At 43.5% G+C, this 23996-nt stretch carries 21 protein-coding genes and 1 riboswitch; of the genes, 11 read left to right on the top strand and 10 right to left on the bottom strand.

Translation table 11 applies throughout. The annotated features are described in order from the left end of the window. The first annotated feature begins 3 nt into the window (after window positions 1-3). The 3 genes from D0T51_RS00260 to D0T51_RS00250 all read left to right on the top strand — a co-directional run bounded on the left by D0T51_RS00260 (window position 4) and on the right by D0T51_RS00250 (window position 3993). Entirely contained in the window at window positions 4-1272 is a 1269-nt protein-coding gene (locus tag D0T51_RS00260) for an ABC transporter permease (protein ID WP_163723736.1), read from the top strand. 118 nt (window positions 1273-1390) lie between these two features. Then, entirely contained in the window at window positions 1391-2692 is a 1302-nt protein-coding gene (locus D0T51_RS00255; protein WP_163723734.1) for an ABC transporter permease, read from the top strand. Between the two features lie 5 nt (window positions 2693-2697). Next, window positions 2698-3993, top strand: coding sequence for an ABC transporter permease (locus tag D0T51_RS00250; RefSeq protein WP_163723732.1), 1296 nt, complete (start codon window positions 2698-2700; stop codon window positions 3991-3993). Between the two features lie 108 nt (window positions 3994-4101). Here D0T51_RS00250 and D0T51_RS00245 read toward each other — a convergent pair whose 3' ends face one another. The 5 genes from D0T51_RS00245 to pruA all read right to left on the bottom strand — a co-directional run bounded on the left by D0T51_RS00245 (window position 4102) and on the right by pruA (window position 9445). Then, the gene (locus tag D0T51_RS00245) at window positions 4102-4659 is read right to left on the bottom strand and encodes a phosphatase PAP2 family protein (RefSeq protein ID WP_163723730.1); all 558 of its coding nucleotides are present in this window, start codon (window positions 4657-4659) and stop codon (window positions 4102-4104) included. A 3-nt stretch (window positions 4660-4662) separates the two neighbouring features. Then, entirely contained in the window at window positions 4663-5166 is a 504-nt protein-coding gene (locus D0T51_RS00240; RefSeq protein WP_163723728.1) for a gliding motility lipoprotein GldH, read from the bottom strand. Continuing rightward, window positions 5120-6460, bottom strand: coding sequence for a regulatory iron-sulfur-containing complex subunit RicT (locus D0T51_RS00235; RefSeq protein WP_239056599.1), 1341 nt, complete (start codon window positions 6458-6460; stop codon window positions 5120-5122). The genes D0T51_RS00240 and D0T51_RS00235 overlap by 47 nt, the downstream gene beginning before the upstream one ends. Window positions 6461-6602: 142 nt before the next feature. Further along, window positions 6603-7778: a proline dehydrogenase family protein gene (locus tag D0T51_RS00230; RefSeq protein WP_163723726.1), complete on the bottom strand. Its 1176-nt coding sequence runs from the start codon at window positions 7776-7778 to the stop codon at window positions 6603-6605. 35 nt (window positions 7779-7813) lie between these two features. Further along, window positions 7814-9445, bottom strand: coding sequence for an L-glutamate gamma-semialdehyde dehydrogenase (gene pruA, locus D0T51_RS00225; RefSeq protein WP_163723724.1), 1632 nt, complete (start codon window positions 9443-9445; stop codon window positions 7814-7816). 228 nt (window positions 9446-9673) lie between these two features. Between pruA and D0T51_RS00220 the strand changes: the two genes are divergently transcribed. The 5 genes from D0T51_RS00220 (at window position 9674) to D0T51_RS00200 (ending at window position 15269) form a co-directional block, all read left to right on the top strand. Then, complete coding sequence (locus tag D0T51_RS00220; RefSeq protein ID WP_163723722.1) at window positions 9674-10228, top strand: helix-turn-helix domain-containing protein; 555 nt, start codon at window positions 9674-9676, stop codon at window positions 10226-10228. A 25-nt stretch (window positions 10229-10253) separates the two neighbouring features. Then, complete coding sequence (locus tag D0T51_RS00215; protein WP_163723720.1) at window positions 10254-11909, top strand: AMP-binding protein; 1656 nt, start codon at window positions 10254-10256, stop codon at window positions 11907-11909. Beyond that, window positions 11906-12979 carry a glutamate 5-kinase gene (proB, locus tag D0T51_RS00210; RefSeq protein WP_163723718.1) on the top strand — a complete coding sequence of 358 codons (1074 nt, stop codon included), beginning with the start codon at window positions 11906-11908 and terminating at the stop codon, window positions 12977-12979. Before D0T51_RS00215 ends, proB begins: the two co-directional genes overlap by 4 nt. Before the next feature lie 23 nt (window positions 12980-13002). Next, window positions 13003-14250 (top strand): glutamate-5-semialdehyde dehydrogenase, encoded by a 1248-nt coding sequence (locus D0T51_RS00205; protein WP_163723716.1) that lies wholly within the window; start codon window positions 13003-13005, stop codon window positions 14248-14250. A 65-nt stretch (window positions 14251-14315) separates the two neighbouring features. Beyond that, complete coding sequence (locus D0T51_RS00200; RefSeq protein WP_163723714.1) at window positions 14316-15269, top strand: N-acetylornithine carbamoyltransferase; 954 nt, start codon at window positions 14316-14318, stop codon at window positions 15267-15269. A 1-nt stretch (window position 15270) separates the two neighbouring features. Here D0T51_RS00200 and D0T51_RS00195 read toward each other — a convergent pair whose 3' ends face one another. Beyond that, window positions 15271-16155 carry a 1,4-dihydroxy-2-naphthoate polyprenyltransferase gene (locus D0T51_RS00195; protein ID WP_163724582.1) on the bottom strand — a complete coding sequence of 295 codons (885 nt, stop codon included), beginning with the start codon at window positions 16153-16155 and terminating at the stop codon, window positions 15271-15273. 99 nt (window positions 16156-16254) lie between these two features. On the opposite strand from D0T51_RS00195, the gene D0T51_RS00190 reads away from it, so the two are divergent. The 3 genes from D0T51_RS00190 (at window position 16255) to D0T51_RS00180 (ending at window position 17904) form a co-directional block, all read left to right on the top strand. Then, entirely contained in the window at window positions 16255-16656 is a 402-nt protein-coding gene (locus tag D0T51_RS00190; protein ID WP_163723712.1) for a hypothetical protein, read from the top strand. A 154-nt stretch (window positions 16657-16810) separates the two neighbouring features. Further along, window positions 16811-17017: a hypothetical protein gene (locus tag D0T51_RS00185; protein WP_163723710.1), complete on the top strand. Its 207-nt coding sequence runs from the start codon at window positions 16811-16813 to the stop codon at window positions 17015-17017. Between the two features lie 278 nt (window positions 17018-17295). Next, window positions 17296-17904: a LysE family translocator gene (locus D0T51_RS00180; RefSeq protein WP_163723708.1), complete on the top strand. Its 609-nt coding sequence runs from the start codon at window positions 17296-17298 to the stop codon at window positions 17902-17904. A gap of 12 nt (window positions 17905-17916) precedes the next feature. On the opposite strand, the gene D0T51_RS00175 is transcribed toward D0T51_RS00180, so the two are convergent. From D0T51_RS00175 to D0T51_RS00160, 4 genes are all read right to left on the bottom strand, one after another. After that, window positions 17917-19596 (bottom strand): putative transporter, encoded by a 1680-nt coding sequence (locus tag D0T51_RS00175; protein WP_163723706.1) that lies wholly within the window; start codon window positions 19594-19596, stop codon window positions 17917-17919. A gap of 69 nt (window positions 19597-19665) precedes the next feature. Continuing rightward, a riboswitch (cobalamin riboswitch) is annotated at window positions 19666-19869 on the bottom strand. A 77-nt stretch (window positions 19870-19946) separates the two neighbouring features. After that, window positions 19947-20678: a pyruvate formate-lyase-activating protein gene (pflA, locus tag D0T51_RS00170; protein ID WP_163723704.1), complete on the bottom strand. Its 732-nt coding sequence runs from the start codon at window positions 20676-20678 to the stop codon at window positions 19947-19949. A 98-nt stretch (window positions 20679-20776) separates the two neighbouring features. Next, window positions 20777-23014, bottom strand: coding sequence for a formate C-acetyltransferase (gene pflB, locus D0T51_RS00165; RefSeq protein WP_163723702.1), 2238 nt, complete (start codon window positions 23012-23014; stop codon window positions 20777-20779). Window positions 23015-23179: 165 nt separating this feature from the next. Then, complete coding sequence (locus D0T51_RS00160; RefSeq protein ID WP_163723700.1) at window positions 23180-23962, bottom strand: formate/nitrite transporter family protein; 783 nt, start codon at window positions 23960-23962, stop codon at window positions 23180-23182. Window positions 23963-23996: the final 34 nt, after the last annotated feature.

Raw genomic sequence — 23996 nt, 5'->3', positions numbered from 1 at the left:
AATATGATACGATATATATTGAAACAACTTTGGAAAGAACGCAAAAGCAACGGCTGGTTGCTTGCCGAATTGATACTGGTAGGGGCGTTTATCTTTTATGTGACCGATCGTTTTATGATTGATTATTATACCTATTTCCAACCGAAAGGTTTTGATGTTAGCCATACTTACCGCATCAAAATGAGTGATAAAAAGGAGGGAGACAGAGGATTTGTCGAACAGGCAACTTCAACGGAAGCAGAAGATTTGCAACTGCTTGTGCAGCGTTTGAAACAGATGCCCGAGATAGAAAATGCCAGCATCTCTTATTGGAGCTGTTTCTATTCGCGGGGCAATTCGCGGAGAAACCTGATAGCAGATGATGGCATTGTACATCCTGCGAGCGATTATGGTGATTATAACTACCGCCGGGTAACCCCTGATTTCTTTGATGTCTCACGGGTCTATTCCGAAAACGGAAAGCCATTCGATATGTCTGCATTATCTTTAAACAATGCTGTCGTGATCACTTCTGATATCCGCGATAAGCTGTTCCCCGATAAACAGGCTGTAGGCAAAACGGTTCTTTCGGTCTATGGAACAGATACGGCGCGCTTTGTGGTGGCAGGAGTAACCGGCCTGGTGCGCAATTCGGATTATGAGAAAGCGGATCCCTGTATATTCCAGTGCCTGACAGGCTCTGTGTTTGTTGCGAATGTAAAGATGTTCGGCGCCGCAAATGCAGAACTAATCATCCGGGTAAAGCCCGAGGCCGATCGGAATTTCAGAGCTGACTTCACCAAGAAGATGGGCGATCGCCTGACTGTCAACAATCTGTATGTAAGCGGAGTAGAAGCAGTTGAAGAGATGCGTAATTCCCGGTTAAACTACTATTGGAAAGAACAAAAAACGGATCTTAGCCTGTTTGCCTTTGTCCTGTTGAATATTTTCTTTGGCATTATTGCAACATTCTGGCTTCGCACCGGATACCGCCAGGGGGAGATGGGACTTAGGATGGCTTTAGGATCTGACAGGAAAGGGCTTTTTAGCTTATTATTTCTCGAAGGGTTATGCCTGTTGCTCTTAACAATTATCCCCGTTGTCCTTATAACCATCAATCTCTTTTATCTGGACTATATGGATACCTTCCGCCTGCCGTTTGGCATCGGTCGCTTATTGACCGGTCTGGGCATCGCCTATCTGTTTATGTTTATCATGATAGCATTAGGTATATGGTATCCTGCCCAACGATCAGCCCGGGTGCAACCGGCAGAGGCGTTGCACTACGAATAGGAGTGTTTTAATTGTTAATTGTTAATGGTTAATTATTAATGATTGACGATATGACAAGGCGGTGTGATGAGCAATTGACAATTAACAATTAACAATTAATAATTAACAATTAATATCTATGATAACGGTTTATTTCAAACAAGCCTGGAATCTTTTGAGACAGGAGAAGCTCTTTAGTGCAATCCATATTATTGGGACGGGGCTTTCCATAACCATTGTGATGGTTTTGTCTATCGTGTTTTATATCAAGATAGCTAATATCTATCCGGAGACAAACCGTGATCGGATGCTGGTTGTCAAATCAGTCAGTGAATTGTATGGAGAAGATAATTCAAGTAGTGGATCTATTTCCCTGAAACTTGTCGATGAGTTTATCCGCCCGGTGACTGACGGGGTGGAAGCTGTGTCGGTAATGATAGATTGGGATGAAGAGCATTATGCCCAGTTGCCCAACAATAAAGAGCAGTTGCAAATCATTCTGAAGTTTGTCGATGTTCCTTTCTGGACGGTTTTCCCCTTTCATTTTATCGAAGGGAAGCCTTTTTCGGAGGCGGAGTTTGAGTCGGGTATAACCTCAGTGGTTGTCTCTGCCTCTACTGCCAAGCGGCTATTGGGCAGAACGGATGTTGTAGGTGAATACATCAGTATTGATTTCAAACAATACCGGATCAGCGGGGTTGTAAAGGATGCCTCGTATGCCACCGCCACTACCTATGCCAATGTATGGCTGCCCTATACGATCAATCCAACCTATAAAGAAAGCTACGGAAAGGGGAATAACATCGGTGATATGAAAGCTTTTATACTCGCATCTTCCGTTGCTGATATTGCCGGCATCAAAGGGAAAATAGAAGCACGCGTAGAGCAACATAACCGCCAGGAAAAGGAGTTCACCCTTAATCTCAACGGACAGCCCGACCGCTACTGGCAGTCGACCTTCCGCTTCTGGTCGAATGTAGGGCCTAACTTCAGGATAATAACCATGCAGTATAGCCTTCTTTTCCTTATTCTGTTGTTGGTGCCGGCCATTAGTCTTTCCGGTATGACCGATTCACGTATGGAGAAAAGGCTTGCCGAGATGGGTATACGCCGTGCCTTTGGGGCACCTTCGGGCAACCTGATTACACAGATCATCTCCGAGAACTTCCTCTTCACTCTCTTGGGTGGACTGGCAGGTCTGTTGTTCTCTTATGTGTTGATTCTTTTCAGTGCCGATTGGGTGATGAGTATTGGCGAGAATTTTGTCGATCTGCCACCCGAAGGAACGAAGGTGTTGTTTACTCCCTCTATGCTAATCAACCTGCCGGTTTTCTTTATCACGCTATTGATTTGCTTCCTGTTAAACCTATTGACGGCTGTGATTCCTGCCTGGCGGGCTTCACGTAGAAATATTATTTATTCCCTGAACGCTAAACAATGACGATTATGTGGAGAACATTATTAAAACAAATGTGGAATCGCCGACGCAGCAATATCTGGATTGCCCTTGAACTATTGTTTGTATTTTGCTTAGTCTGGTACATTGTCGATTATCTTTTTGTCTACAACTATAATCTGTGTATTCCCGATCACCGTGACATGAACCATACTCTGCAGGTGAACCTTGCCGAATTGCCCGAAGAACATCCTGAATACCGGGCGGAAGAGAGCGAAGGCGAAGCGAAGCTGAGTAATTACAAGCGCATCATTCGCGTAATAGAGGACTTTCCGGGAGTAGAATCTCTTGCTGTTTCTTTCTATGGAGGGGCTCCGGGCAGTGGTAGTTATTCGAGCAGGACAATCATCAATAGCAATGACACCACCTTATATTCCGGCGGACAATGGATCACGATCGACCCAACGTATGATTTCTTCGGGGTATTCAAATACACCACGGACAATGGAAACAAATCAGTCTCTACTGCCGATTTTGATTGGGATGCCGCTAACGGAATTGTTATTGGACAACAGGTGAAGCAATCTCTTTTCCGCGAAGAACCTTTCTTTAGGAAAGAGGTAGAGGGGTGGCGACGCCCGGAGAGCCGCTATCTTATTATAGGGGTGGTCGACGACATAAAGCGGTTCGATTACAATCGTCCACAGAGCGCTATTTATGCAGCGCAACTGCTACAGGCCAATAATGTGGGCAATGCGGAAATATCTATTCGTCATACCTCTACCGTTTCTACCCAGGCATTCCGTGAGAAGTTCAAGACGGAGATAGCGGAGCGGCTGCGCATTGGCAACTATTACCTGTTGAGCGTTATTCCCTACACAAAGATCGGGGAGGACACGAAGCAGGTATTTGGAGTGACAAACGACATCAGGCTACGCCTCTATCTGATGTTCTTCTTTCTTGCCAATATTTTGCTTTGTGTGATGGGCACTTTCTGGTATCGTATCAACCAACGCCCGGCGGAAATAGGCTTGCGCAAAGCCTTGGGAGCTACCCGTATAAGTATCCATGGCAGCCTTGTTCTGGAAGCCCTGCTGTTACTTGCACTGGTCACAATTCCTGCCATGATTATTGAATATCAGTTTATACATACGGATGTAATCAGAACTTTGGGACGCCAGGGTGCTCCGAATCCGGCTTACCTGCCCGACCGCACCCTGTTGCGTTTCCTGATAACCAATGGCATTACCTTTGTTTTTATGGCTTTTATCACAACCATTGCCACCTGGCTGCCAGCTCGCAAAGGAGCGTTTCTGGCTCCAGCGGAGGCATTGCATCATGAGTAGTGATTAACGATTAGTGTTTAGTGATTAATAGTGGCCGCAAGCGACCATAAAGTATTTAACATATAGACATAACTAATGACCGGTACGGTCACCATTAATCACTAATCACTAAAATATTATCGAGGCATGGAGTCCATAACATCCTTTTCCTGCTACAGGGTTAATGGAGAGATTGTATTTTTCAGCAAAAGGACGGGTAAAGAGGTATGCGCTTCCTACTCCAAGAGCAGCACCGGCAGCTACATCCCACCAGTCGTGTTTCTTGGCATAAGTTCTACTCCATCCTACATAAGAAGCTACCGCGTATGCCGGTACTCCCCACTTCCATCCATATCGTTTCTGGATAAAGGCGGCTCCGGTAAATGATACCGAGGTGTGCAATGATGGAAAAGAATGATTGTTGCTCATGTCCGGACGGTCTTTGTCGACCAGATATTTCAATGCATAAGAAACGCCGACAGTCGTTGCAGCGGCAAAAGCGCCCTGCTTCATCCCCTCCCAATCCTGCATGACCAAAACAGTAGCTATACAAGCCACCGGTGTAACGGCAGCCATTATATCACTCGATGTTTTAACGGATTTACGCCTACCGGATATTTCTGTTTGGGCATAAACGGTAGAGAAAGAGAGTAGAAGAAGACTAATGAAAGACAGAAAACGCACCATAACTTATTGTTTTTCTTTTTCCACCCGAAGTCCTATCTTCTGAATGCCTGGCAATTTGTCTGTACGCATCCCCTGACGAATACTCAAGGTATAAGTCCCTGTTTCGGGGAAAAAATAATGCGTCCGTAATGGGAAGTTGGAATCAAACAAAGAGATTCCTTTGCCAAGCCATTTGCCATAATCATCCGCCAATATACATTCAAGCGTATCCCGACTGATACTACCTGCCGGTAGTGTCTCCTGCCAGAATATCCACAAATTCTGGTAAGGATACAGGTTGTTATTCCTTATATCTAACGTCAGATCATAAGGAATTGTATTATCCTCTATCTCAAAGGTAAAAGAATATGCCTTTTCTTTTTCCCAATGTTTGTTCTCTATGGATAGGTATTGATTATATACACTGCCTCCTCCACAGGACAAAAGGAAAAAGCTAAAGACTGAAATGACAAGAATACTCTTAAGCTTCCGGATTCGGTTGACTCGGTTTATTGTGATTGTTCCCATTTCCTTTTCCTTTGGAATGATTCCGGTTATTATTCCTCGGATTATTATTCCGGTTGTTTTCATTATTTCGGGGCGTTTGCTGCGGTCCTCCGTTCCCGTTTTCACGGGGAGTGACTTGTTTGGGACCATTTTCACGAGGTCTTACTTGCTTCGGTCCGTTTTCACGTGGCGGATGTTGTCCTCCGTTCCCATTCGTGTTGTTTGCCGGTCTCTTTTTCTTCTTCTTCTTTACATTATCAAAGCGAGTCACACTCTCCTGACCAAGAATATCCAATGCATCACGTTTGGGCGGTTGCGGTTTGACATCCGCTTCCAGGGTAATAGGTCTATTCCCTTTTTTGTTCATATTGATCACATCAAAGGCACGGCTGGCGGGAATGGTAACCAGGTTAGCAGCAAACGATTTGTCTGTTGAATAGGTAATCTCCCGTTTGAAGATGTCCGTTTTGAAATGATAATAATTATTGTCTTTTGTCTCCAATACGATCTCCCGGGAGGGTAAGCGTTTTTGTGCTTCGACGTAAGCATCGACCTCATAGTTGATACAACATTTCAGTTTGGCACATTGTCCGGCCAGTTTCTGCGGGTTCATGGAGATATCCTGATAACGGGCTGCGCCGGTAGCAACGGAAACAAAGTTAGTCATCCAGCTGGAACAACAGAGTTCGCGTCCACAAGGGCCAATTCCTCCAATGCGTCCGGCCTCTTGTCTGGCTCCGATCTGTTTCATTTCGATACGTACACGGAAAGCATCGGCTAAAACCTTTATCAGTTGGCGAAAGTCTACCCGTTCATCTGCGATATAATAAAAGATAGCCTTATTTCCATCTCCTTGATATTCCACGTCTCCTATCTTCATATTCAGTCCGAGATCGGCTGCTATCTGACGGGATTTAATCATGGTCGCATCTTCTTTTGCTTTGGCTTCCTCGTACTTTTCGATGTCGGTTTGCTTGGCTTTGCGGTATACTTTTTTGGGTTCTGTTCCTTCTGTGCGGACATTGTTCTTTTTCATCTGCAAAAGAACCAATTTACCTGTAAGAGTAACTGTACCAATATCATGCCCTGGGCTGGCTTCAACAGCAACAATATCCCCTTTTTCCAAAGGCAGTTTTGCCGTATTTACATAATATGCTTTGCGGGTGTTCTTGAATTGTACTTCTACATAGTCGGTTGCATTTTCCGCATCAGGTACGTCGCATAGCCAGTCATATGTATTGAGTTTATTATTTTGTTTTCTGCAGCAGCCTTTTTCACCCATGCAGCCACTGCCTTTATTTAGTTTAAAATCCATTGTTCGGAATATATAGTATTGTAAATTGTCTCGCGCAAAAGTAGTTAAATATTTGCAGATATGGAGGTCTAAATAAAAAGAATTCCTTTCAAGGAGAAGAGTTTCTCTTCGAAAGGAATTCGAAATGAATGTATAACACAGCTTACTTTGTTTCTTTTTTCCGCCGCTCCATCTCTATCTGTAGCATCCGAAGTTCCCGTCCGGTCTGTCCTGCCACAGAGGTATTTTCTTCTGCCCGACGAAGTAAATAGGGTAATACATCCCGTACAGGTGCATAAGGAACATATTTGGTTACGTTGTAGCCTTCGTGTGCCAAATTGAAAGAAATATTATCACTCATTCCCAAAAGCTGGGAGAAGTACACCCGTGAATCATTCCGTTTTAACCCTTTTTGATCTATCAAAGCGGCTAACTTATAATTACTCTCCTCATTATGCGTACCCATAAAAAGTTCCATCCGGTCTATATGCTCCATCACAAAATGCACCCCGGCGTCGTAGTTTTCATCCGTTGTTTTTTTATCTTTACAGATAGGATCGGGATATCCCATGATAGCAGCCCGCGCCCGTTCTTCTTCCATATAGGCTCCACGTACAAACTTTATGCCGGGAAAATATCCTTTTTCCATAGAATCATCCAGTATCCGGCGCAGGTAAGGCATCCGGTCATGCCGATACATCTGCAAGGTGGCAAAAACAATCGGACGTTCTTTGTTAAACTCACGCATAGCCGTATCTGTCAATTCATCAATAGCATCCTGAAAGCAATAATCTTCAGCATCTACAAGGATACGTACGTCATTCTCATAGGCACGACGGCATAAAGCCATAAAACGTTCTTTGAATGCACGAAATTCCTGTATTTCTTCTATCGTCATCTCTTCCCTCTTCTCAGAAGCTTTACAAAGAACTTCATCCCGGGTAATTGTTGACGGCTTGAATACAGTATAGGCAATATCCGGATTGCCTTTGGCATAATCAATGGAAGAGAGTGTCTCTTTAAAAGTGGCTTGTATACCTTGAGGCGTCTGCTCCCCTTCAGCAGAGAAATCCATTGTAGACTTTACATTAAACTTTTTCAGGTGATGAATTTGCTTTTCACACTCTTTCAGTGTCTCACCGCCTACAAATTGTTTATACAAAGTAGGTTTGACAATCCATGCCAAAGGGAAATGAATCTTTATCGCTATCAGAGAGGCATATTTACCTAATTTCACTACCCACGGATATTTCATTACCGTGTACAACATATACGCATTTTTTAATTCCTTCTTCGATTTTGACGAAAAAGCAATCTCGGTATTCATAAAGTCCAGCATATACTTCGTTTTAAATTGACAGTAGGCAATGACTATTATTTCTCTCCTAAGAATGGATAACTGAAATGCGTTGGTGGCACAAAAGCCTCTTTGATACAACGGGCATTGGTCCAACGAGTCAGGTTTAACGGCCCTCCGGCTTTGTCATTTGTTCCTGAAGCACGGGATCCTCCAAAAGGTTGCTGAGCAATTACGGCACCGGTCGATTTGTCATTGATATAAAAATTACCTGCCGAGTAGCGTAGTTTATCAAATGCCATCTGAAGGGCGTAACGATCACGGGCAAAAATAGAACCTGTCAAGGCATAAGGAGATGTACGGTCGCAAAGTTCCAGGGTTTCTTCGTACTTATTATCGTCGTATACATATACTGTAATAACCGGACCGAAAATCTCTTCCACCATACTTTTGTATTGCGGATTGGTAGTCAGAATGACTGTCGGTTCAACAAAATAACCTACGGATTTATCACATTTACCTCCGAAGATAATCTCTGCATCGTTAGCTTGTCCGGCATGATCGATATAGCTCTTTATGTTGTCAAAAGAGGTTTCGTCGATCACCGCATTGAAAAAGTGGGTGAAGTCCTGCGGGTCTCCCATCTTGATTTCACTCAACTGAGCAGCTATCTGCTCTTTTATTTCTTTCCAAAGGGATTTGGGTATATAGGCACGGGAAGTAGCCGAACATTTTTGTCCCTGGTATTCAAAAGCTCCCCGTACAATAGCAGTAGCCACTTCCAATGTCGGAGAAGACGGATGAACAAAAATGAAGTTCTTCCCTCCTGTTTCACCTACAATTTTCGGATAGGATTTATACGTTTCCAGGTTGTTTCCCATCTGACGCCACAAGGTGTTGAAGGTTGCAGTAGAGCCCGTAAAATGAAATCCTGCCAGATCCGGACTGGCTGTAATCACTTTGCCTATCACACTGCCCTGACCGGGTATAAAGTTGACAACACCATCGGGCAAGCCGGCCTCCTGGAATACTTTCATCAACAGATAATTGGAATGAATAGCTGTCGTTGACGGTTTCCATACGGCCACATTCCCCATCATAGCCGGTCCCATATTCAGGTTACTAGCGATAGAAGTAAAGTTAAACGGACTCAAAGAAAAGACAAATCCTTCCAAAGCACGATACTCCATCCGGTTCAGGATTCCTTTATCCGAATAAGGTTGATCGGCATAGATCTGGCCGGCATAAAAAGTACTATAACGTAAAAAGTCTATCAACTCACATGGGGCATCTATTTCAGCTTGAAAAGGACTTTTACTTTGTCCCATCATCACCGAAGCATTCAATAAATAACGGTATTTGGTTGCGAACAATTCTGCTATACGCAACATGATCGAAGCACGTTCTACCCAGGGCAGTTCAGACCACTCCCGATGTGCTTTCATGGCTGCATCAATAGCCATTTGCACTTCTTTCTCACCTGCTTTGTGATAGGTTGCCAAGACGTGTTTATGATCATGCGGCATTACCACCTTGCCGGTGTTCCCGGTTCTTACTTCTTTGCCTCCGATAAGTAAAGGAATATCCCATTCCTCTGTACATATCTGTGTTAAAGCTTTCTTCAATTCTCTTTTCTCATCTGATCCCGGTGCATAGGATTTGACCGGTTCGTTTCCCGGGTTGGGGAATCTAAAAATAGCGTTGTTCATGTTGTGTTTAGATAATAGAGGTTATTCGTAATGTACTTTAGCGCATAAACTTAATAAATTTATTGGAAAAAGAAGTATGATTCACACCTTTTCTTTATCGGATGCGCTATTGTTTTTCATGCCCGCTCGTTTCTAATAAAAAGACAATAAAACAAACGATTCATTGTCTTTTTGCTTTTTTTATATCTATCTTTGCCCAAATAAATCAATCACATAAATCCACAGAAAATGAACGAACAGATAAAGCAGATAGCAGAACGTTTGGTGGGGCTTCGTGAAGCACTGGATGTTACTCCGGAAGAAATGGCAACAGTATGCCAGCTCACTCCCGAAAAGTACCTGCAATTGGAAAGCGGTACAGTAGATATTTCAGTCAGTGTTTTACATCAGATATCCCAGGCTTATCATGTGGAGTTAACCACGTTGATGTTTGGTGACGAACCCAAGATGAGTTCTTATTTTGTCACCCGCAAAGGAAAAGGCATTGCTGTTGAACGTACAAAAGCCTATAAATACCAGTCACTTGCTGCCGGATTTGCAGGAAGAAAAGCCGACCCATTCCTGGTGACCGTACATCCGAAGCCGGAGAACGAACCTATTTATCTCAATACACATCCCGGACAAGAATACAATATGATCTTAAGTGGTCGTTTATTACTTCAGATCAACAAGAAAGAATTGATCCTGGAAGCAGGAGACAGTATCTATTTCAACTCCGAATTACCCCATGGGATGAAAGCCTTGGACGGAGAAATTGTAAATTTCCTTGCAATCATATTATAATCACTACAATCAATAGTTTAATACAATGTTAGAACGTTTCATGGATCAGACGACGTTTACGTCGCAGGAAGATTTTAAAGAAAACTTTAAGGTAAATATTCCTACAGATTTCAATTACGGATACGATGTAGTGGATGTATGGGCAAAAGAAGAACCTGCCAAAAGAGCGATTTGCTGGACAAACGACAAAGGGGAACATCACGACTTTTCTTTTGCAGAGCTAAAAGAACAAACAGACAAGACTGCCTCTTATTTTCAGTCGTTAGGCATAGGAAAAGGGGATATGGTTATGCTGGTATTGAAACGTCGCTATGAATTCTGGTTTTCCATTATTGCATTACATAAACTGGGAGCTGTGGTAATACCAGCCACACACCTGTTGACAAAGAAAGACATCATTTACCGAAACAATGCAGCAGACATCAAAATGATTGTTTGTGTCGGAGAAGAGAATGTGACCAAGCATGTCATTGAAGCCATGCCCGAATCACCCTCTATAAAAAGATTGGTTTCCGTAGGGCCTGATGTACCTGATGGCTTTGAGGACTTTCATAAAGGTATTGAAAAGGCAGCTCCTTTTGTGCGTCCAGAAAAGGTGAATACCAATGACGATATATCCCTGATGTATTTTACTTCCGGCACAACAGGCAATCCCAAAATGGTGGCACATGACTTTACCTATCCGTTGGCACATATCACTACCGGTAAGTATTGGCATAACCTGCATAAGGACAGCCTGCACCTGACCATTGCAGATACCGGATGGGGAAAAGCCGTATGGGGCAAATTGTATGGCCAATGGCTTGCCGGTGCTACGGTATTTGTCTATGACCATGAGAAGTTTAATCCGGCGGATATGCTTCAGATGATACAAGACTACCGGATTACTTCCCTCTGTGCCCCTCCTACCATCTTCCGTTTCCTGATACGTGAGGATGTAACCCGATACGATTTATCTTCTTTAGAATATTGTACCATCGCTGGCGAAGCCTTGAATCCGGCTGTTTACGAGTCTTTTCTCAAATTGACAGGCATAAAGCTGATGGAAGGTTTCGGACAAACAGAAACAACACTTACCGTATGCACCTTTCCCTGGACGGAACCAAAGCCGGGTTCTATGGGTAAAGCCAACCCACAATATGACGTACATCTGTTGCGCATGGACGGCAGTCCGACGGAAGATGGGGAACAAGGAGAAATTGTGGTACGTACCTCCGAGCTTAAACCTCTCGGACTCTTTAAAGAATATTTCCGTGACCCTGTGTTGACAAAGAACACGTGTCATGACGGTTACTATTATACAGGTGATGTTGCCTGGCGGGATGAAGACGGTTATTTCTGGTTTGTAGGCCGTACTGACGATGTCATAAAAAGCTCCGGATACCGGATCGGACCGTTTGAGGTAGAAAGTGCATTGATGACCCATCCGGCTGTTGTGGAATGTGCCATCACGGGGGTACCGGATGAGATACGCGGGCAAATAGTAAAAGCGACAATCATCCTGTCTAAAGAGTACAAAGAAAAAGCAGGAGACGCTTTGGTAAAAGAATTACAGGAGCATGTAAAAAAAGTAACCGCCCCCTATAAATATCCTCGTGTCATAGAGTTTGTGGAAGAACTGCCCAAAACAATCAGTGGCAAGATCCGCCGGGTAGAAATCAGAGACAAAGACAAAAAATGAAAAAAATAGCGGTTAAGATAGGCAGTAATGTATTGACCCGGCAGGATGGTACCTTGGACATAACACGTATGTCTGCTTTGGTCGATCAGGTAGCCGAGTTGCATCGTCTTGGATTGGAAGTCATTCTGATATCCTCCGGGGCGGTAGCCTCCGGCCGCAGTGAGATAAAAGCCGGCAAAAAATTGGATCCGGTATCTGCCCGACAGCTTTATTCAGCAGTGGGTCAGGCTAAGCTTATCAACCGTTATTACGAGCTTTTCCGGGAACATGGTATACGGTGTGGGCAAGTGCTTACCACCAAAGAAAATTTCAGTAGCCGTACCCATTACCTGAATCAGAAACATTGTATGGAGGTCATGTTGGCCAATAAGGTTATCCCGATCGTGAATGAAAACGATACGATCTCGGTTACCGAATTGATGTTTACCGACAATGACGAATTATCCGGCTTGATTGCCACGATGATGGACATGGACGCCTTAATCATTCTCAGCAATATTGACGGTATATACAACGGGGATCCGGCCGATCCTGCCAGTACGGTTATACGTGAAATAGATACGAATGCGGAAGATCTATCTGCCTACGTACAAACCAGTCGTTCTTCTTTTGGACGGGGAGGCATGCTTACTAAATGTCGCATTGCCCGGAAGGTAGCAGATGAAGGTATTGCCGTAATCATTGCCAACGGTAAAAAAGACCATATCCTCCCTCTCCTACTCAACCCCAACGACCCTATGGTATGCACCCGTTTCATTCCTTCTTCCAAACCGGTAAGCAGTGTTAAAAAATGGATTGCCCATTCCGATGGTTTTGCCAAAGGCGAAGTACATATCAACCGGGGAGCCACGGAAGCCCTGTCTTGCCCTCAGGCTACCAGCATACTCTTTGTGGGAGTAACCCATATCATCGGGGACTTTGAAAAAGGAGATATAGTACGCATATTCAACGATGAAGGTTCGCAAATAGGCGTTGGCTGTACCGACTATGACAGCAAAGAGGCGGTCTCCCTTATAGGCAAACGCGACTTGAAGCCCCTCGTGCATTACGACTATTTATATTTAGATTAAACACTACTATTAATCGACCGCTTATGATCAACGAGCTGATTAAACGAACCGTTACAGCTTCTCGTTCCCTGTGTATGCTTCCGGACGAGAGAATCAATCAAATCTTGCAAGAAACGGCTGAAGCCTTGATGCAAAACTGCGATCATCTCTTGATGGAAAATGCCAAGGATCTAGCCCGTATGGATCTGGCTGATCCGAAATATGACCGGTTGGAGTTGACCGAATCCCGATTGAAAGATATTGCTGACGACATGAAAAAGGTGGCCACCCTGCCTTCTCCTCTGGGAAAAGTACTCATGGAGAGTAAATGCCCCAATGAGATGGTAATAAAAAAAGTAACGGTTCCTTTTGGAGTGATCGGCATTATCTATGAAGCACGTCCCAATGTGACCCTTGACGTATTCTCCCTTTGTCTCAAAAGCGGAAATGCCTGCCTTCTGAAAGGAGGATCCGATGCCGACAACTCTAACCGGGCCCTGGTAGAGGTCATCCACAAGGTATTGGTAAAACACACGATAAATCCGGATATATGTATCTTGCTGCCTCCCGACCGGGCTGCCACCACCCAGCTCTTGCATGCCGTAGGTTTAGTTGATTTGATTATTCCCCGGGGAAGTAGTGCCTTGATCCAATATGTAAGAGAACATGCCCGGGTACCGGTTATCGAAACCGGGGCAGGTATCTGCCACACCTATTTTGATAAAAACGGTGAAAAAGAAAAAGGACAAGCCATTGTCACCAATGCCAAGACAAGACGCGTCAGTGTATGCAATGCATTGGACTGCCTGATTATGCATAAAGACCGTTTGAGTGATCTCCCTTTCATCTGTCAAAAGCTCAAAGACAAAAAGGTGATAATTCATGCCGACAAAGAGGCTTATCAAGCCTTGTACGGACATTATCCCGATGATCTCCTGCAAGAAGCGACCGACAAAAGCTTCGGAACGGAATTCCTGGATTACCAAATGAGTATCCGCACAGTTTCTTTCTTGGATGAAGCATTGGATCATATAAGTCTATACAGTTCCAAACACAGCGAATGTATTGTCAGTGAATCGCCGGATACCATCCGGTTGTTCCAACAAACTGTCGACGCTGCCTGCGTCTATGCCAATGTCTCTACAGCTTTCACCGATGGTGCACAGTTTGGCTTTGGTGCCGAGATCGGCATCAGCACACAGAAACTTCATGCCCGCGGTCCCATGGCACTGCCCGAGTTAACAACGTATAAATATATCATTGAAGGCAATGGACAAGTTCGGGAAAATTGATTTCTTCCTTGTGAATATATTGTATTCTTCCTAACTTGCCGTCTCTTTTATAATAAAATAAGAATATGAGAAATTTTACATGTGTGCAAGATATCGGCAATCTGGATCAGGCACTGACAGATGCTTTTGAGATAAAAAAAGATCGTTTTCAATTTTCAGAACTGGGAAAGAATAAAACACTGATGATGATATTCTTTAACTCCAGCCTACGCACCCGCCTGAGTACACAGAAGGCCGCCATGAACCTGGGAATGAATACGATGGTCTTGGATATAAACCAAGGAGCCTGGAAGCTAGAAACCGAACGGGGAGTTATTATGGATGGGGATAGACCGGAACATATATTGGAAGCTATCCCTGTGATGGGTTCCTATTGTGACATTATCGGTGTCCGCTCTTTTGCCCGTTTCGAAAATAAAGAGGAAGACTATACAGAAAAAATATTGAACCAATTCATTCAATATGCAGGACGTCCGGTGTTCAGCATGGAAGCAGCCACACGCCATCCCTTACAGAGTTATGCCGACCTGATAACGATTGAAGAATACAAAAAGAAAGCCCGTCCGAAAGTAGTCTTAACCTGGGCCCCCCACCCCAAAGCACTGCCTCAGGCTGTACCCAATAGTTTTGCCGAATGGATGAATGCCGCAGACTATGAGTTTGTTATCACTCATCCCGAAGGGTATGAACTGGATCCTTCTTTTGTTGGCAAGGCAACAGTTGAATACGATCAGAAAAAGGCTTTTGAAGGGGCTGATTTCATCTATGCCAAAAACTGGGCCGCCTTTGCGGATCCTCATTACGGACAGGTACTGAGTAAAGACCGGAGTTGGACTGTGGATACTGAAAAGATGAAACTAACAAACGATGCTTATTTCATGCATTGCCTACCCGTACGTCGCAATATGATTGTGACAGACGAGGTTATTGAAAGCCCACAAAGCATTGTTATACCCGAAGCTGCCAACCGGGAGATCTCTGCCCAGGCCGTCTTAAAGAAGATCTTATTGGGACTCTGATTCAGAAAAGTAGAATCGCTGTGAGAAGTAAAGCATATAAGAAAACAGACATCGCTGTTTTTCCCAATATTTTATTCAATGCAGCTCCTTCGGAATGAATAAATTGCCACCAGAGGGTAATAAAAACGGCAAAGAAGAAAGATAAACCTATTTCAATGAAACGACGGTCGTTCTCTATAAAAGGAAGGGTCAGTATAATCGCTAACAAACCGTTAGTCAGATAAAATATACGAGCAAACCTTTTCCCAAAGAGAACGACCGTTGTTCGTTTGCCGGATATCTTATCTTGTTCATAATCACGGTAATTATTGACAACCAATATGTTGATAGAGAGAAAACCAACAGCCAACGACAACAGGAACGACAAGAAAGAAAAAGTATTTGCCTGTACATAATACGTGAAACAAACAGGTACAATGCCATAAAAAAGCAAGACACAGACATCCCCCAGTCCATAATAAGAAAGCGGATAAGGACCTGTCGAATAGCCCAATACACAAAGAGCCATCAACAAACCTACCGGCAGTAGAATCCACCCTCCATAAAACAACAACAGACAACCGCAAAGACAAGCGATTCCCAACGTCAGAAAGGTGGCTCTGAACATCGCTTTCGGACTGATCCAGCCGGAAGCCACCGCACGTGCCGGTCCTACACGGTCTTCCCGGTCTGCCCCTTTCTTGAAATCATAATAATCATTGGCGAAATTGCTGGCAATCTGGGCCAATAAAGCAACGCATAGGCATAAAACAGCCGGAACGAATTGAAAGACCCCCTCCTGCCAGGCCAATACACAACCTATGCATACCGGGCTGAATGAGGCTAGTAAAGTTCTCGGACGTGCTGCCTCTACCCAGGCGGCAACCAGCGGTTTCTTTTCTTTCATTGGTTTCATTTCTCTCTTACATTCGTAAATAAATGCAAAGTAAGAACAAAAAAAAGATTCAGTTGTTATCCTAATACTAAAAGATCGTATATTTGAGCCATGAAAAAGTTTCTTTTCATATGGGGATTGCTTCTGACTGTTTGGCTATTCATCCCACAAGAGGATGCTAGTAGCCAATCTATACGTGTGCATGAACGCGAAACCGTCATGAAAGAGAAAAATACGTTGACCGACATACAGCATCGTATCGAGGTGCTTAATAAGGACATGAAGAGTAATCACTTCCTGCCTCCCTGTCGGCATGTTCAGTCTACTTATTATCTGCCTCCTCTGCGGGTTATTAAAAACGCCCAACGTATGGTACAAGACATACGCCTGAGAGGTACTGACCAGTTGCAGAAAACGATTGAATATGTTTCTTTACGTCAAACCATAAATTATGCCGCCCTCCTTCGCCGTGCAGGATACCATGTGTATGCTTTACGGAAAATCATTATTTAATTAAAAAATAAGTAATTAAGATAGATTGTGTTTGGAAACGATTGTTTGCAGATGCATTCCCCTATGTACCCATTGGTACAAGATTTATTTATTACCGGCTTTTGCTGCAGAGATAGCAAAGCCTGATTATTTACTTATTTAAAACGATTACAAAATGTCTAAAAAAACAAGCGGAAAAACCCGCATATACCTATATGTTCTATTAACAATCGCCGGCTGTATCCTGGCATGTACTTCTATTATCCCAAACGATTACCTGAAACTAACCATCGTTATGGTTACATTATGTATCGGTTTGTATGGTATTATGAAAGGACTAAGTGCCTCCAGCAATTCGGAAGAAACAACGATTGGAGAATAATAGACGGATTTACGGATAATAAAGATCCTTTTATATATATAAAGGCTGCCTGGGAATATACCCGGACAGCCTTTGTTTGTTTAAAGATAAACAGATACTTTTTTTCAAATTCAGAGACAATTCTACTGTTGATAGCTATCGTCAGTACTGATGATAACTATCGTTACTACTGATGATAGCTATCGTTACTACTGACGATAGCTATGGGCAGTAGAATAATGGTAATTGCAAACTCGCAAAAAAGAGATAAATTTGTATTTTATAAAGAAATAAAACGTATGAATATTGGGGGATTTCTTAGTGCTGCTCTATTAGTGACTCTGATACCGGGTCCGGATATATTGTTTGTTATCACACAAAGTATTGTGCAAGGGAAAAAGGCCGGCATTCTATTTGCTTTGGGATTATGTACCGGTTTACTCTTTCATATAGCCGCCATCAGTTTGGGTGTTTCTGTGTTGTTGAAAGAATCGCCTACGGCTTTTTCTGTGTTGAAAATAGCTGGTGCGGCCTATCTTTTCTATCTGGGGATAAAAGCCTTCCTGAACCGTCGGCAGTCTTCTTTTCAGGCAGAGGGTAAGAAACGGGGAATGAAGAAATTGTATTACAAAGGAATTCTTATGAATTTACTGAACCCCAAGGTGATCTTGTTTTTTCTGGCTTTCCTGCCTCAGTTTATAGATATAAACGCAGAAAACCCAGCCATACAAATCTGTATACTGGGTTCTCTGTTTATCTTACAAGCTTTTATCCTCTTTACCCTGGTGGCCATGTTGGCCTCTAAACTGGCCGGAGGCCTTATGCAAAATCCCCGTACGGCCGTATGGGTAAATATAGGTGCCGCTTTGATTTATATAGGGATAGGTGTCAGTATCCTCTTTGCCTAAGAGCGGTCACTGTCAGGCATAGAAAAAGAGAATCAATACCTGTGCCACCAATACCCGCAAAAACATCGTTATCGGATAAACGGTAGCATAACTTACCGCCGGGGCATCGTTTCCGGCAGTCGTATTGGAATAAGCCAATGCTGGGGGATCTGTCATGCTTCCTGCCATAAGTCCCATCAAGGAAAAATAGTTGAGTTTAAAGAAATAACGTCCGACAAAACCGATAAGTAACAAAGGAATCGTTGTGATGGCAAAACCATATCCTATCCAGGTAAAACCGCCTTTATTGACAATGGTATCCACAAAACCGCCACCGGCTCCAATTCCCACACAAGCCAGGAACAGGGCAATGCCGACTTCGCGCAACATCAGGTTCGCACTTTGTGTCGTATACGTGATCAGTTTGTATTTATAACCGAAACGGCTGATCAGGATAGCTACGATCAACGGTCCACCGGCTAATCCCAATTTTACCGGTTGGGGAATACCCGGGAACATAATCGGTATACTTCCTAAGAATACCCCCAAAGCAATACCAATAAAAATAGTGATCAGGTTGGGTTCATTCAAACGTTTCATCGAATTACCTAAAATCTCTTCCACCTTAGCAATAGCAGGCTCACTACCGACAACAGTCAGTTTGTCGCCTATCTGCAGGTTTAATCCACGCATAGCCACCAGATCCACGCCGGAACGATTGATACGCGTGATATTCACTCCATGTAAATTACGTAATTGCAATTCTCCCAATCGTTTTCCATTCAATTCCGGCTTTGTGACCAGGATGCGCCGGCTGATGAGCTTACTTTCTGCCGGAATCCATTGTTTCCGATCCATGCCCACTTCTTGTCCGACAAAGGTCTTAATCGTCTCGGCATCTTTTTCGGTCGTGATCACAAAAATCTTATCATCCTCCTGCAAAACCGTTGCTCCGGAAGCAATACTCACCTTATGCGTATCATGATGCATGATACGGGAAATTACAAACTCCCGGTGTTTCAATAACTCTGAAAGTTGGATGATATTTTTGTTAAAAATAGCTGGGTTCTTTACGACCAAAGAGATGGCTGTAGCTCCCTGTATCTGTTTGTTTTCTTCCTGGCAGATTCGTTCGGTCTCTTTTTGCAAGTTCACGCGGAAGATATAACGAACGAGTAACATAGAGAGTATGATACCTACTACCCCCAACGGATAAGCAACAGCATATCCCAATGCGATCGTATCATCCGTATGACCAAACAAATCGGTAAAGGCTTGTTGAGCCGCTCCCAGTCCGGGGGTATTGGTGACCGCTCCGGACATCACACCGACCATCGTCGCCATAGGCGTACCCGTTATATAATGTATAACCAATGTCGTGACAGCCCCCAAAAGAACAATGCCACAGGCCAATAAATTCAATGTAATACCTCCTTGTTTAAAAGAAGAAAAGAAACCGGGTCCTACCTGCATCCCAACAGAGAAGACAAAAAGTATCAAACCAAATTCTTTGATAAAATGAAGTACTTCTGCATCTATCGAGAACCCAAAATGCCCCAGGAATATGCCTACGAAAAGCACCAATGTAACACCTAAAGAAATACCAAAGATCTTGATTTTCCCTAACTGAATACCTAAAGCAATCACCACCGCAAGGAGAAGAATAGAGTGAGCTATTCCATGCCCCCACAACAAATCATTAATCCATTCCATTTTCGAATACCTATTTTTACTTATATACAATAATCATGACGACACTGCTACTCTAACCCACGAGAACAACAGCCTTTTGACACGAATGGCAGGTCTTCTGACTGACTCTTCCCTGAAAGCCTTCCCGTCCCATTATCCGGAACAGTGGCAAAAGTGTTGTTTCAAGGCTTATTAGAGCTTCACAGCAGCGGGACTGTCCAGGATTTTCACCTAATTCCCTTTTAATCCGCCTATCCGAAAAGACAGGCCGGAACCAATTCGGGCGCAAAGGTAGACATTATTCTTTATCCATAACAAGGAATAATGACATTTGTTTCTTTTTCGAAAAAAGAGGGTGAAAAACAGAAAGGTTATAAAGGAAGATGATATTTCTCGAATAGCTGTTTCGCTTTTGCCAACGAGTGGACAGAAAGGGGCTCTACCCCCTCCAATTTGTATGAGAGATTCATTTGTTCATATTTATGTATTCCCATTACATGGTAAGGCAGAAGTTCTATTTTTTTTATAACCGTATAATGCGTCAGGTATTCTGCCAGTCTTTCCAGGTCTTGCTCTTTGTCGGTCAGGCCGGGAACAATTACGTGCCGGATCCAGGTGTCAATATGTTGTTCCTCCAGGTAATCCAGAAATTTCAAGGTGTTATTTATCTTTACTCCTGTTACGCTCTGATGCAGATCCGGATCGATTGCTTTTATGTCCAATAAGACTAAATCTGTATACGACAAAACTTCTTTGACTTTCTCATTATATATATAACCGGAGGTGTCCAATGCCGTATGGATGCCTTCGTTTTGGCAAAGGGCAAAAAAATCCTTGACAAATGCGGCCTGCACCAAAGGCTCTCCTCCTGTCAGGGTAACTCCCCCTTTTTTTATATAATTCTTATACTTCAATACTTCTGTCATTAATTCGGAAGCTGTCATAAGGTATTTGCCAGGTGTATTCACTTCCCATGTATCCGGATTATGGCAATACAGGCAACGCAGGGGGCAGCCTTGCAAGAAAACGACAAAACGTATGCCAGGACCATCTACTGTTCCAAAACTCTCCAGAGAATGTATGTTGCCTTTGATTGTATGCATAAGGGTATGTCTATATGTGTTTTTGTAAAGAAAACAGCAGGCAGTACCCATATGTTTACTGCCTGCTTTACATAACAAAAATAATTTCTATCTAAAGATCAAAGGGAATGATTGATCGTTCTTGATATCACATCCAGTTGTTGCTCTTTTGTCAGTTTGACAAAGTTCACTGCATAACCGGATACACGGATGGTCAATTGCGGATATTTCTCCGGATGATTCATCGCATCGATTAATAATTCTTTGTCAAAGACATTTACATTCAGATGCTGTCCGCCATCCGGGGTAAAGTATCCATCCAACAAACCTACCAGGTTGTCTATACGGGTGGGTATATCTTTACCTAAAGTAGCTGGAGATATGCCAAACGTATAAGAGATTCCGTCATGTGCATGTTGGAAAGGCAGTTTGGCCACCGAAGCCAAGGCAGCAATAGCTCCTTTGGTATCCCGTCCGTTCATTGGGTTTGCTCCCGGAGCAAAAGGAGTTCCGGCAGGACGTCCGTCAGGTGTTGCTCCCGTCTTTTTACCATATACCACATTCGAGGTAATGGTAAGGATGGATTGTGTCGGAACGGCATTCCGGTAGGTCTGGTGTTGACGCAGGTAATCCATAAATTTCTCCGTGATCTCTATCGCTATTTCGTCTGTCCGGTCGTCGTTGTTACCAAAAGGTACATACTCCCCTTCCCGTTCAAAATCGACAGCCAGTCCTCTTTCATCCCGAATTACTTTCACTTTGGCATCCCGGATAGCGGCCAAGGAGTCGGCAACAATAGAAAGACCGGCAATACCGGTGGCACGGATACGCTCCACATTGGCATCATGTAATGCCATTTCAAAGGCTTCATAAGCGTATTTGTCATGCATATAATGAATCACTTTCAAGGCATTCACATATACTTTGGCCAGCCAGCGCATCATATTTTCAAATTTAACCATTACCTCTTCGTAATCCAGGTATTCGCTGCGTACCGGTTCGTAAATGGGAGAAACCTGCACACCGCTTTTTTCATCCCGTCCCCCGTTGATTGCGTACAACAGACATTTTGCCAGATTCGCACGGGCACCGAACAATTGCATCTGCTTTCCGATAACCATCGGAGAGACACAACAGGCAATACCATAGTCGTCTCCATAATCAGGACGCATCAAGTCGTCGTTTTCATACTGAAGGGCAGATGTCTCTATAGATACTTTGGCACAATAACGTTTCCAGTTTTCCGGAGCATTATTGAACCACAAAACCGTAAGATTAGGTTCCGGAGCCGGACCTAAGTTCGTGAGTGTATGCAGGTAACGATAGGATGTCTTTGTCACCAAAGAGCGACCGTCTACCCCTTGTCCTCCTAAAGCTTCTGTTACCCAAACCGGGTCACCGGAGAATAAATCGTTATAGTCCGGAGTACGAAGGAAGCGAACGATACGAAGTTTGATGATAAACTGATCGATCAATTCCTGCGCTTCTTTTTCTGTCAGGATACCCGCTTTTAAATCTCTTTCTATATATATGTCGAGGAAAGTAGCCGTACGGCCCAATGACATGGCAGCCCCATCCTGATCCTTTACGGCAGCCAAATAGGCAAAATAAAGAAATTGCACGGCTTCTTTGGCTGTCGTTGCCGGCTGGCTTACGTCAAAGCCATAGCTGGAGCACATCTTTTCGAATGCCTTTAATGCATTGATCTGATCGGCGATCTCTTCGCGTTGCTGAATAATCACCTCCGTTATTTCCTGGATATCGAGACGCTCCATGCTTTTCTTTTTCTCTTCCAACAGCGCCTTTGTTCCGTATAAAGGCACCCGGCGGTAGTCTCCGATAATCCGTCCACGCCCATAAGCATCGGGTAAACCGGTGATAATTCCCGATTTACGAACAGCCATCATCTCATCTGTATAAACAGAAAAAACACCCTCATTGTGTGTTTTTCTGTACTTGGTAAATATTTCTTTGGTTGCCGGATCCAGTTGATAACCATAAGCGTTCAGGGCATTTTCCACCATACGCACCCCTCCTTTAGGGAATATACCTCTTTTCAAAGGGGCATCTGTCTGCACACCGACAATGACCTCGTTCTCTTTGTCAATATATCCGGGACCGTAAGTGTCTATTCCTTGGGGTAGTTTGGGTTCTGCATCATAGACTCCTTTCTCTCTTTCTACTTCAAACATTCCGGTTAACTTTTCCCAGATCTTGTTTGTCTTCTCTGTAGGTCCTTCCAAGAAGGAGTCATCACCGATATAAGGCGTATAATTACGTTGTATAAAATCTCTTACATTAATCTCTCTTTTCCACACTTCACCTTCGAAGCCTTTCCAACTCTCTTTTTTATTCATAATATTATTCTTCTAAAAAAATACTAAACACACTGCAAAGATAGGGCTTTGTTTTTGGAGAAAAAACAATAAAAGAATAGGCTTTATCTATCAACAGATAAAATCCCTATATATGGGGACTGAAAAACAGTCAAATAACTACATATAGGTATGGGAGGAGAAAATTCAATCTTTTAGGTATAAATACCAATAAACACAGCCTACCAAAACAGCTCCACCGATCAGATTACCCAGGGTTGCCGGGATCAAATTGTGTATGATAAAATCACTCCACAGGATATCTGCACCGGAATAAATCGCAGCCGGCATGAAAAACATATTGGCAATAGAGTGTTCATAACCCAATGTAACAAAAAGCATTACAGGAATCCATATACCTATACACTTTCCGATAATATCTTTCGAGGCATATCCCATCCACATACCCAGGCAAACCAGCCAGTTCGCTCCGATGCCTTTGATGAAAACAGTCAAAAAGTCTTGATTGACTTTAGCCGCTGCATAATGATGTAAATAACTTTGCCAGGGATCCTGAGAGAAGGATCCTATACCCGACGAAAATAGATAAGCAACAAGTTGGGCTCCAACAAAATTGAAAATATAAGAATAGGCAAGTAATTTCAGAAAACTCATCACAGGCAATTTCTTTTGCAACAAAGGCAAGGTAAAGGCTGTGCAATCACTTGTAAACAGGTCTGCTCCGGTAACGGATACCATGATAAGCCCTATCGGAAAAAGAGAGCCGGCAATGCATTTTATCAATCCCGGATTTTCGGTCCCTATACCAGGCATCCCCCCGGCAACCATTACCGATAATAAACCTCCGAAAGCGATAAAAGCGCCACCCAATATAGCGATTGTAGCAAATTGAGTGAAAGACAATTTACTCTTTTTCATTCCAGCTTCCGCAAACTTTAGGGCTATCTCTCTCGGACTATTATAATGCATAAACAATTTCCTTTTTATCTTAATTTCGGGGCGC

Origin of the sequence: Parabacteroides sp. 52 (assembly GCF_010500925.1) — a bacterium.
In the GTDB taxonomy this organism is placed as follows: Bacteria; Bacteroidota; Bacteroidia; order Bacteroidales; family Tannerellaceae; genus QVMG01.
The sequence above is the reverse complement of the archived record's forward strand: the minus strand, read 5'-3'. Positions and strand labels throughout refer to the sequence as shown.

Bases quoted from the DNA above. Each gene is read 5' to 3' on its own strand.
- D0T51_RS00205 (WP_163723716.1), top strand. From the start codon at position 13,003: ATGATCAACGAGCTGATTAAACGAACCGTTACAGCTTCTCGTTCCCTG.
- D0T51_RS00260 (WP_163723736.1), top strand. From the start codon at position 4: ATGATACGATATATATTGAAACAACTTTGGAAAGAACGCAAAAGCAAC.
- D0T51_RS00255 (WP_163723734.1), top strand. From the start codon at position 1,391: ATGATAACGGTTTATTTCAAACAAGCCTGGAATCTTTTGAGACAGGAG.
- D0T51_RS00220 (WP_163723722.1), top strand. From the start codon at position 9,674: ATGAACGAACAGATAAAGCAGATAGCAGAACGTTTGGTGGGGCTTCGT.
- pflB (WP_163723702.1), bottom strand. From the start codon at position 23,014: ATGAATAAAAAAGAGAGTTGGAAAGGCTTCGAAGGTGAAGTGTGGAAA.
- D0T51_RS00250 (WP_163723732.1), top strand. From the start codon at position 2,698: ATGTGGAGAACATTATTAAAACAAATGTGGAATCGCCGACGCAGCAAT.
- pflA (WP_163723704.1), bottom strand. From the start codon at position 20,678: ATGCATACAATCAAAGGCAACATACATTCTCTGGAGAGTTTTGGAACA.
- D0T51_RS00215 (WP_163723720.1), top strand. From the start codon at position 10,254: ATGTTAGAACGTTTCATGGATCAGACGACGTTTACGTCGCAGGAAGAT.
- D0T51_RS00160 (WP_163723700.1), bottom strand. From the start codon at position 23,962: ATGCATTATAATAGTCCGAGAGAGATAGCCCTAAAGTTTGCGGAAGCT.
- D0T51_RS00175 (WP_163723706.1), bottom strand. From the start codon at position 19,596: ATGGAATGGATTAATGATTTGTTGTGGGGGCATGGAATAGCTCACTCT.
- D0T51_RS00185 (WP_163723710.1), top strand. From the start codon at position 16,811: ATGTCTAAAAAAACAAGCGGAAAAACCCGCATATACCTATATGTTCTA.
- D0T51_RS00240 (WP_163723728.1), bottom strand. From the start codon at position 5,166: ATGGGAACAATCACAATAAACCGAGTCAACCGAATCCGGAAGCTTAAG.
- D0T51_RS00195 (WP_163724582.1), bottom strand. From the start codon at position 16,155: ATGAAAGAAAAGAAACCGCTGGTTGCCGCCTGGGTAGAGGCAGCACGT.
- D0T51_RS00230 (WP_163723726.1), bottom strand. From the start codon at position 7,778: ATGCTGGACTTTATGAATACCGAGATTGCTTTTTCGTCAAAATCGAAG.
- D0T51_RS00180 (WP_163723708.1), top strand. From the start codon at position 17,296: ATGAATATTGGGGGATTTCTTAGTGCTGCTCTATTAGTGACTCTGATA.
- D0T51_RS00235 (WP_239056599.1), bottom strand. From the start codon at position 6,460: ATGGATTTTAAACTAAATAAAGGCAGTGGCTGCATGGGTGAAAAAGGC.
- pruA (WP_163723724.1), bottom strand. From the start codon at position 9,445: ATGAACAACGCTATTTTTAGATTCCCCAACCCGGGAAACGAACCGGTC.
- D0T51_RS00245 (WP_163723730.1), bottom strand. From the start codon at position 4,659: ATGGTGCGTTTTCTGTCTTTCATTAGTCTTCTTCTACTCTCTTTCTCT.
- D0T51_RS00190 (WP_163723712.1), top strand. From the start codon at position 16,255: ATGAAAAAGTTTCTTTTCATATGGGGATTGCTTCTGACTGTTTGGCTA.
- proB (WP_163723718.1), top strand. From the start codon at position 11,906: ATGAAAAAAATAGCGGTTAAGATAGGCAGTAATGTATTGACCCGGCAG.
- D0T51_RS00200 (WP_163723714.1), top strand. From the start codon at position 14,316: ATGAGAAATTTTACATGTGTGCAAGATATCGGCAATCTGGATCAGGCA.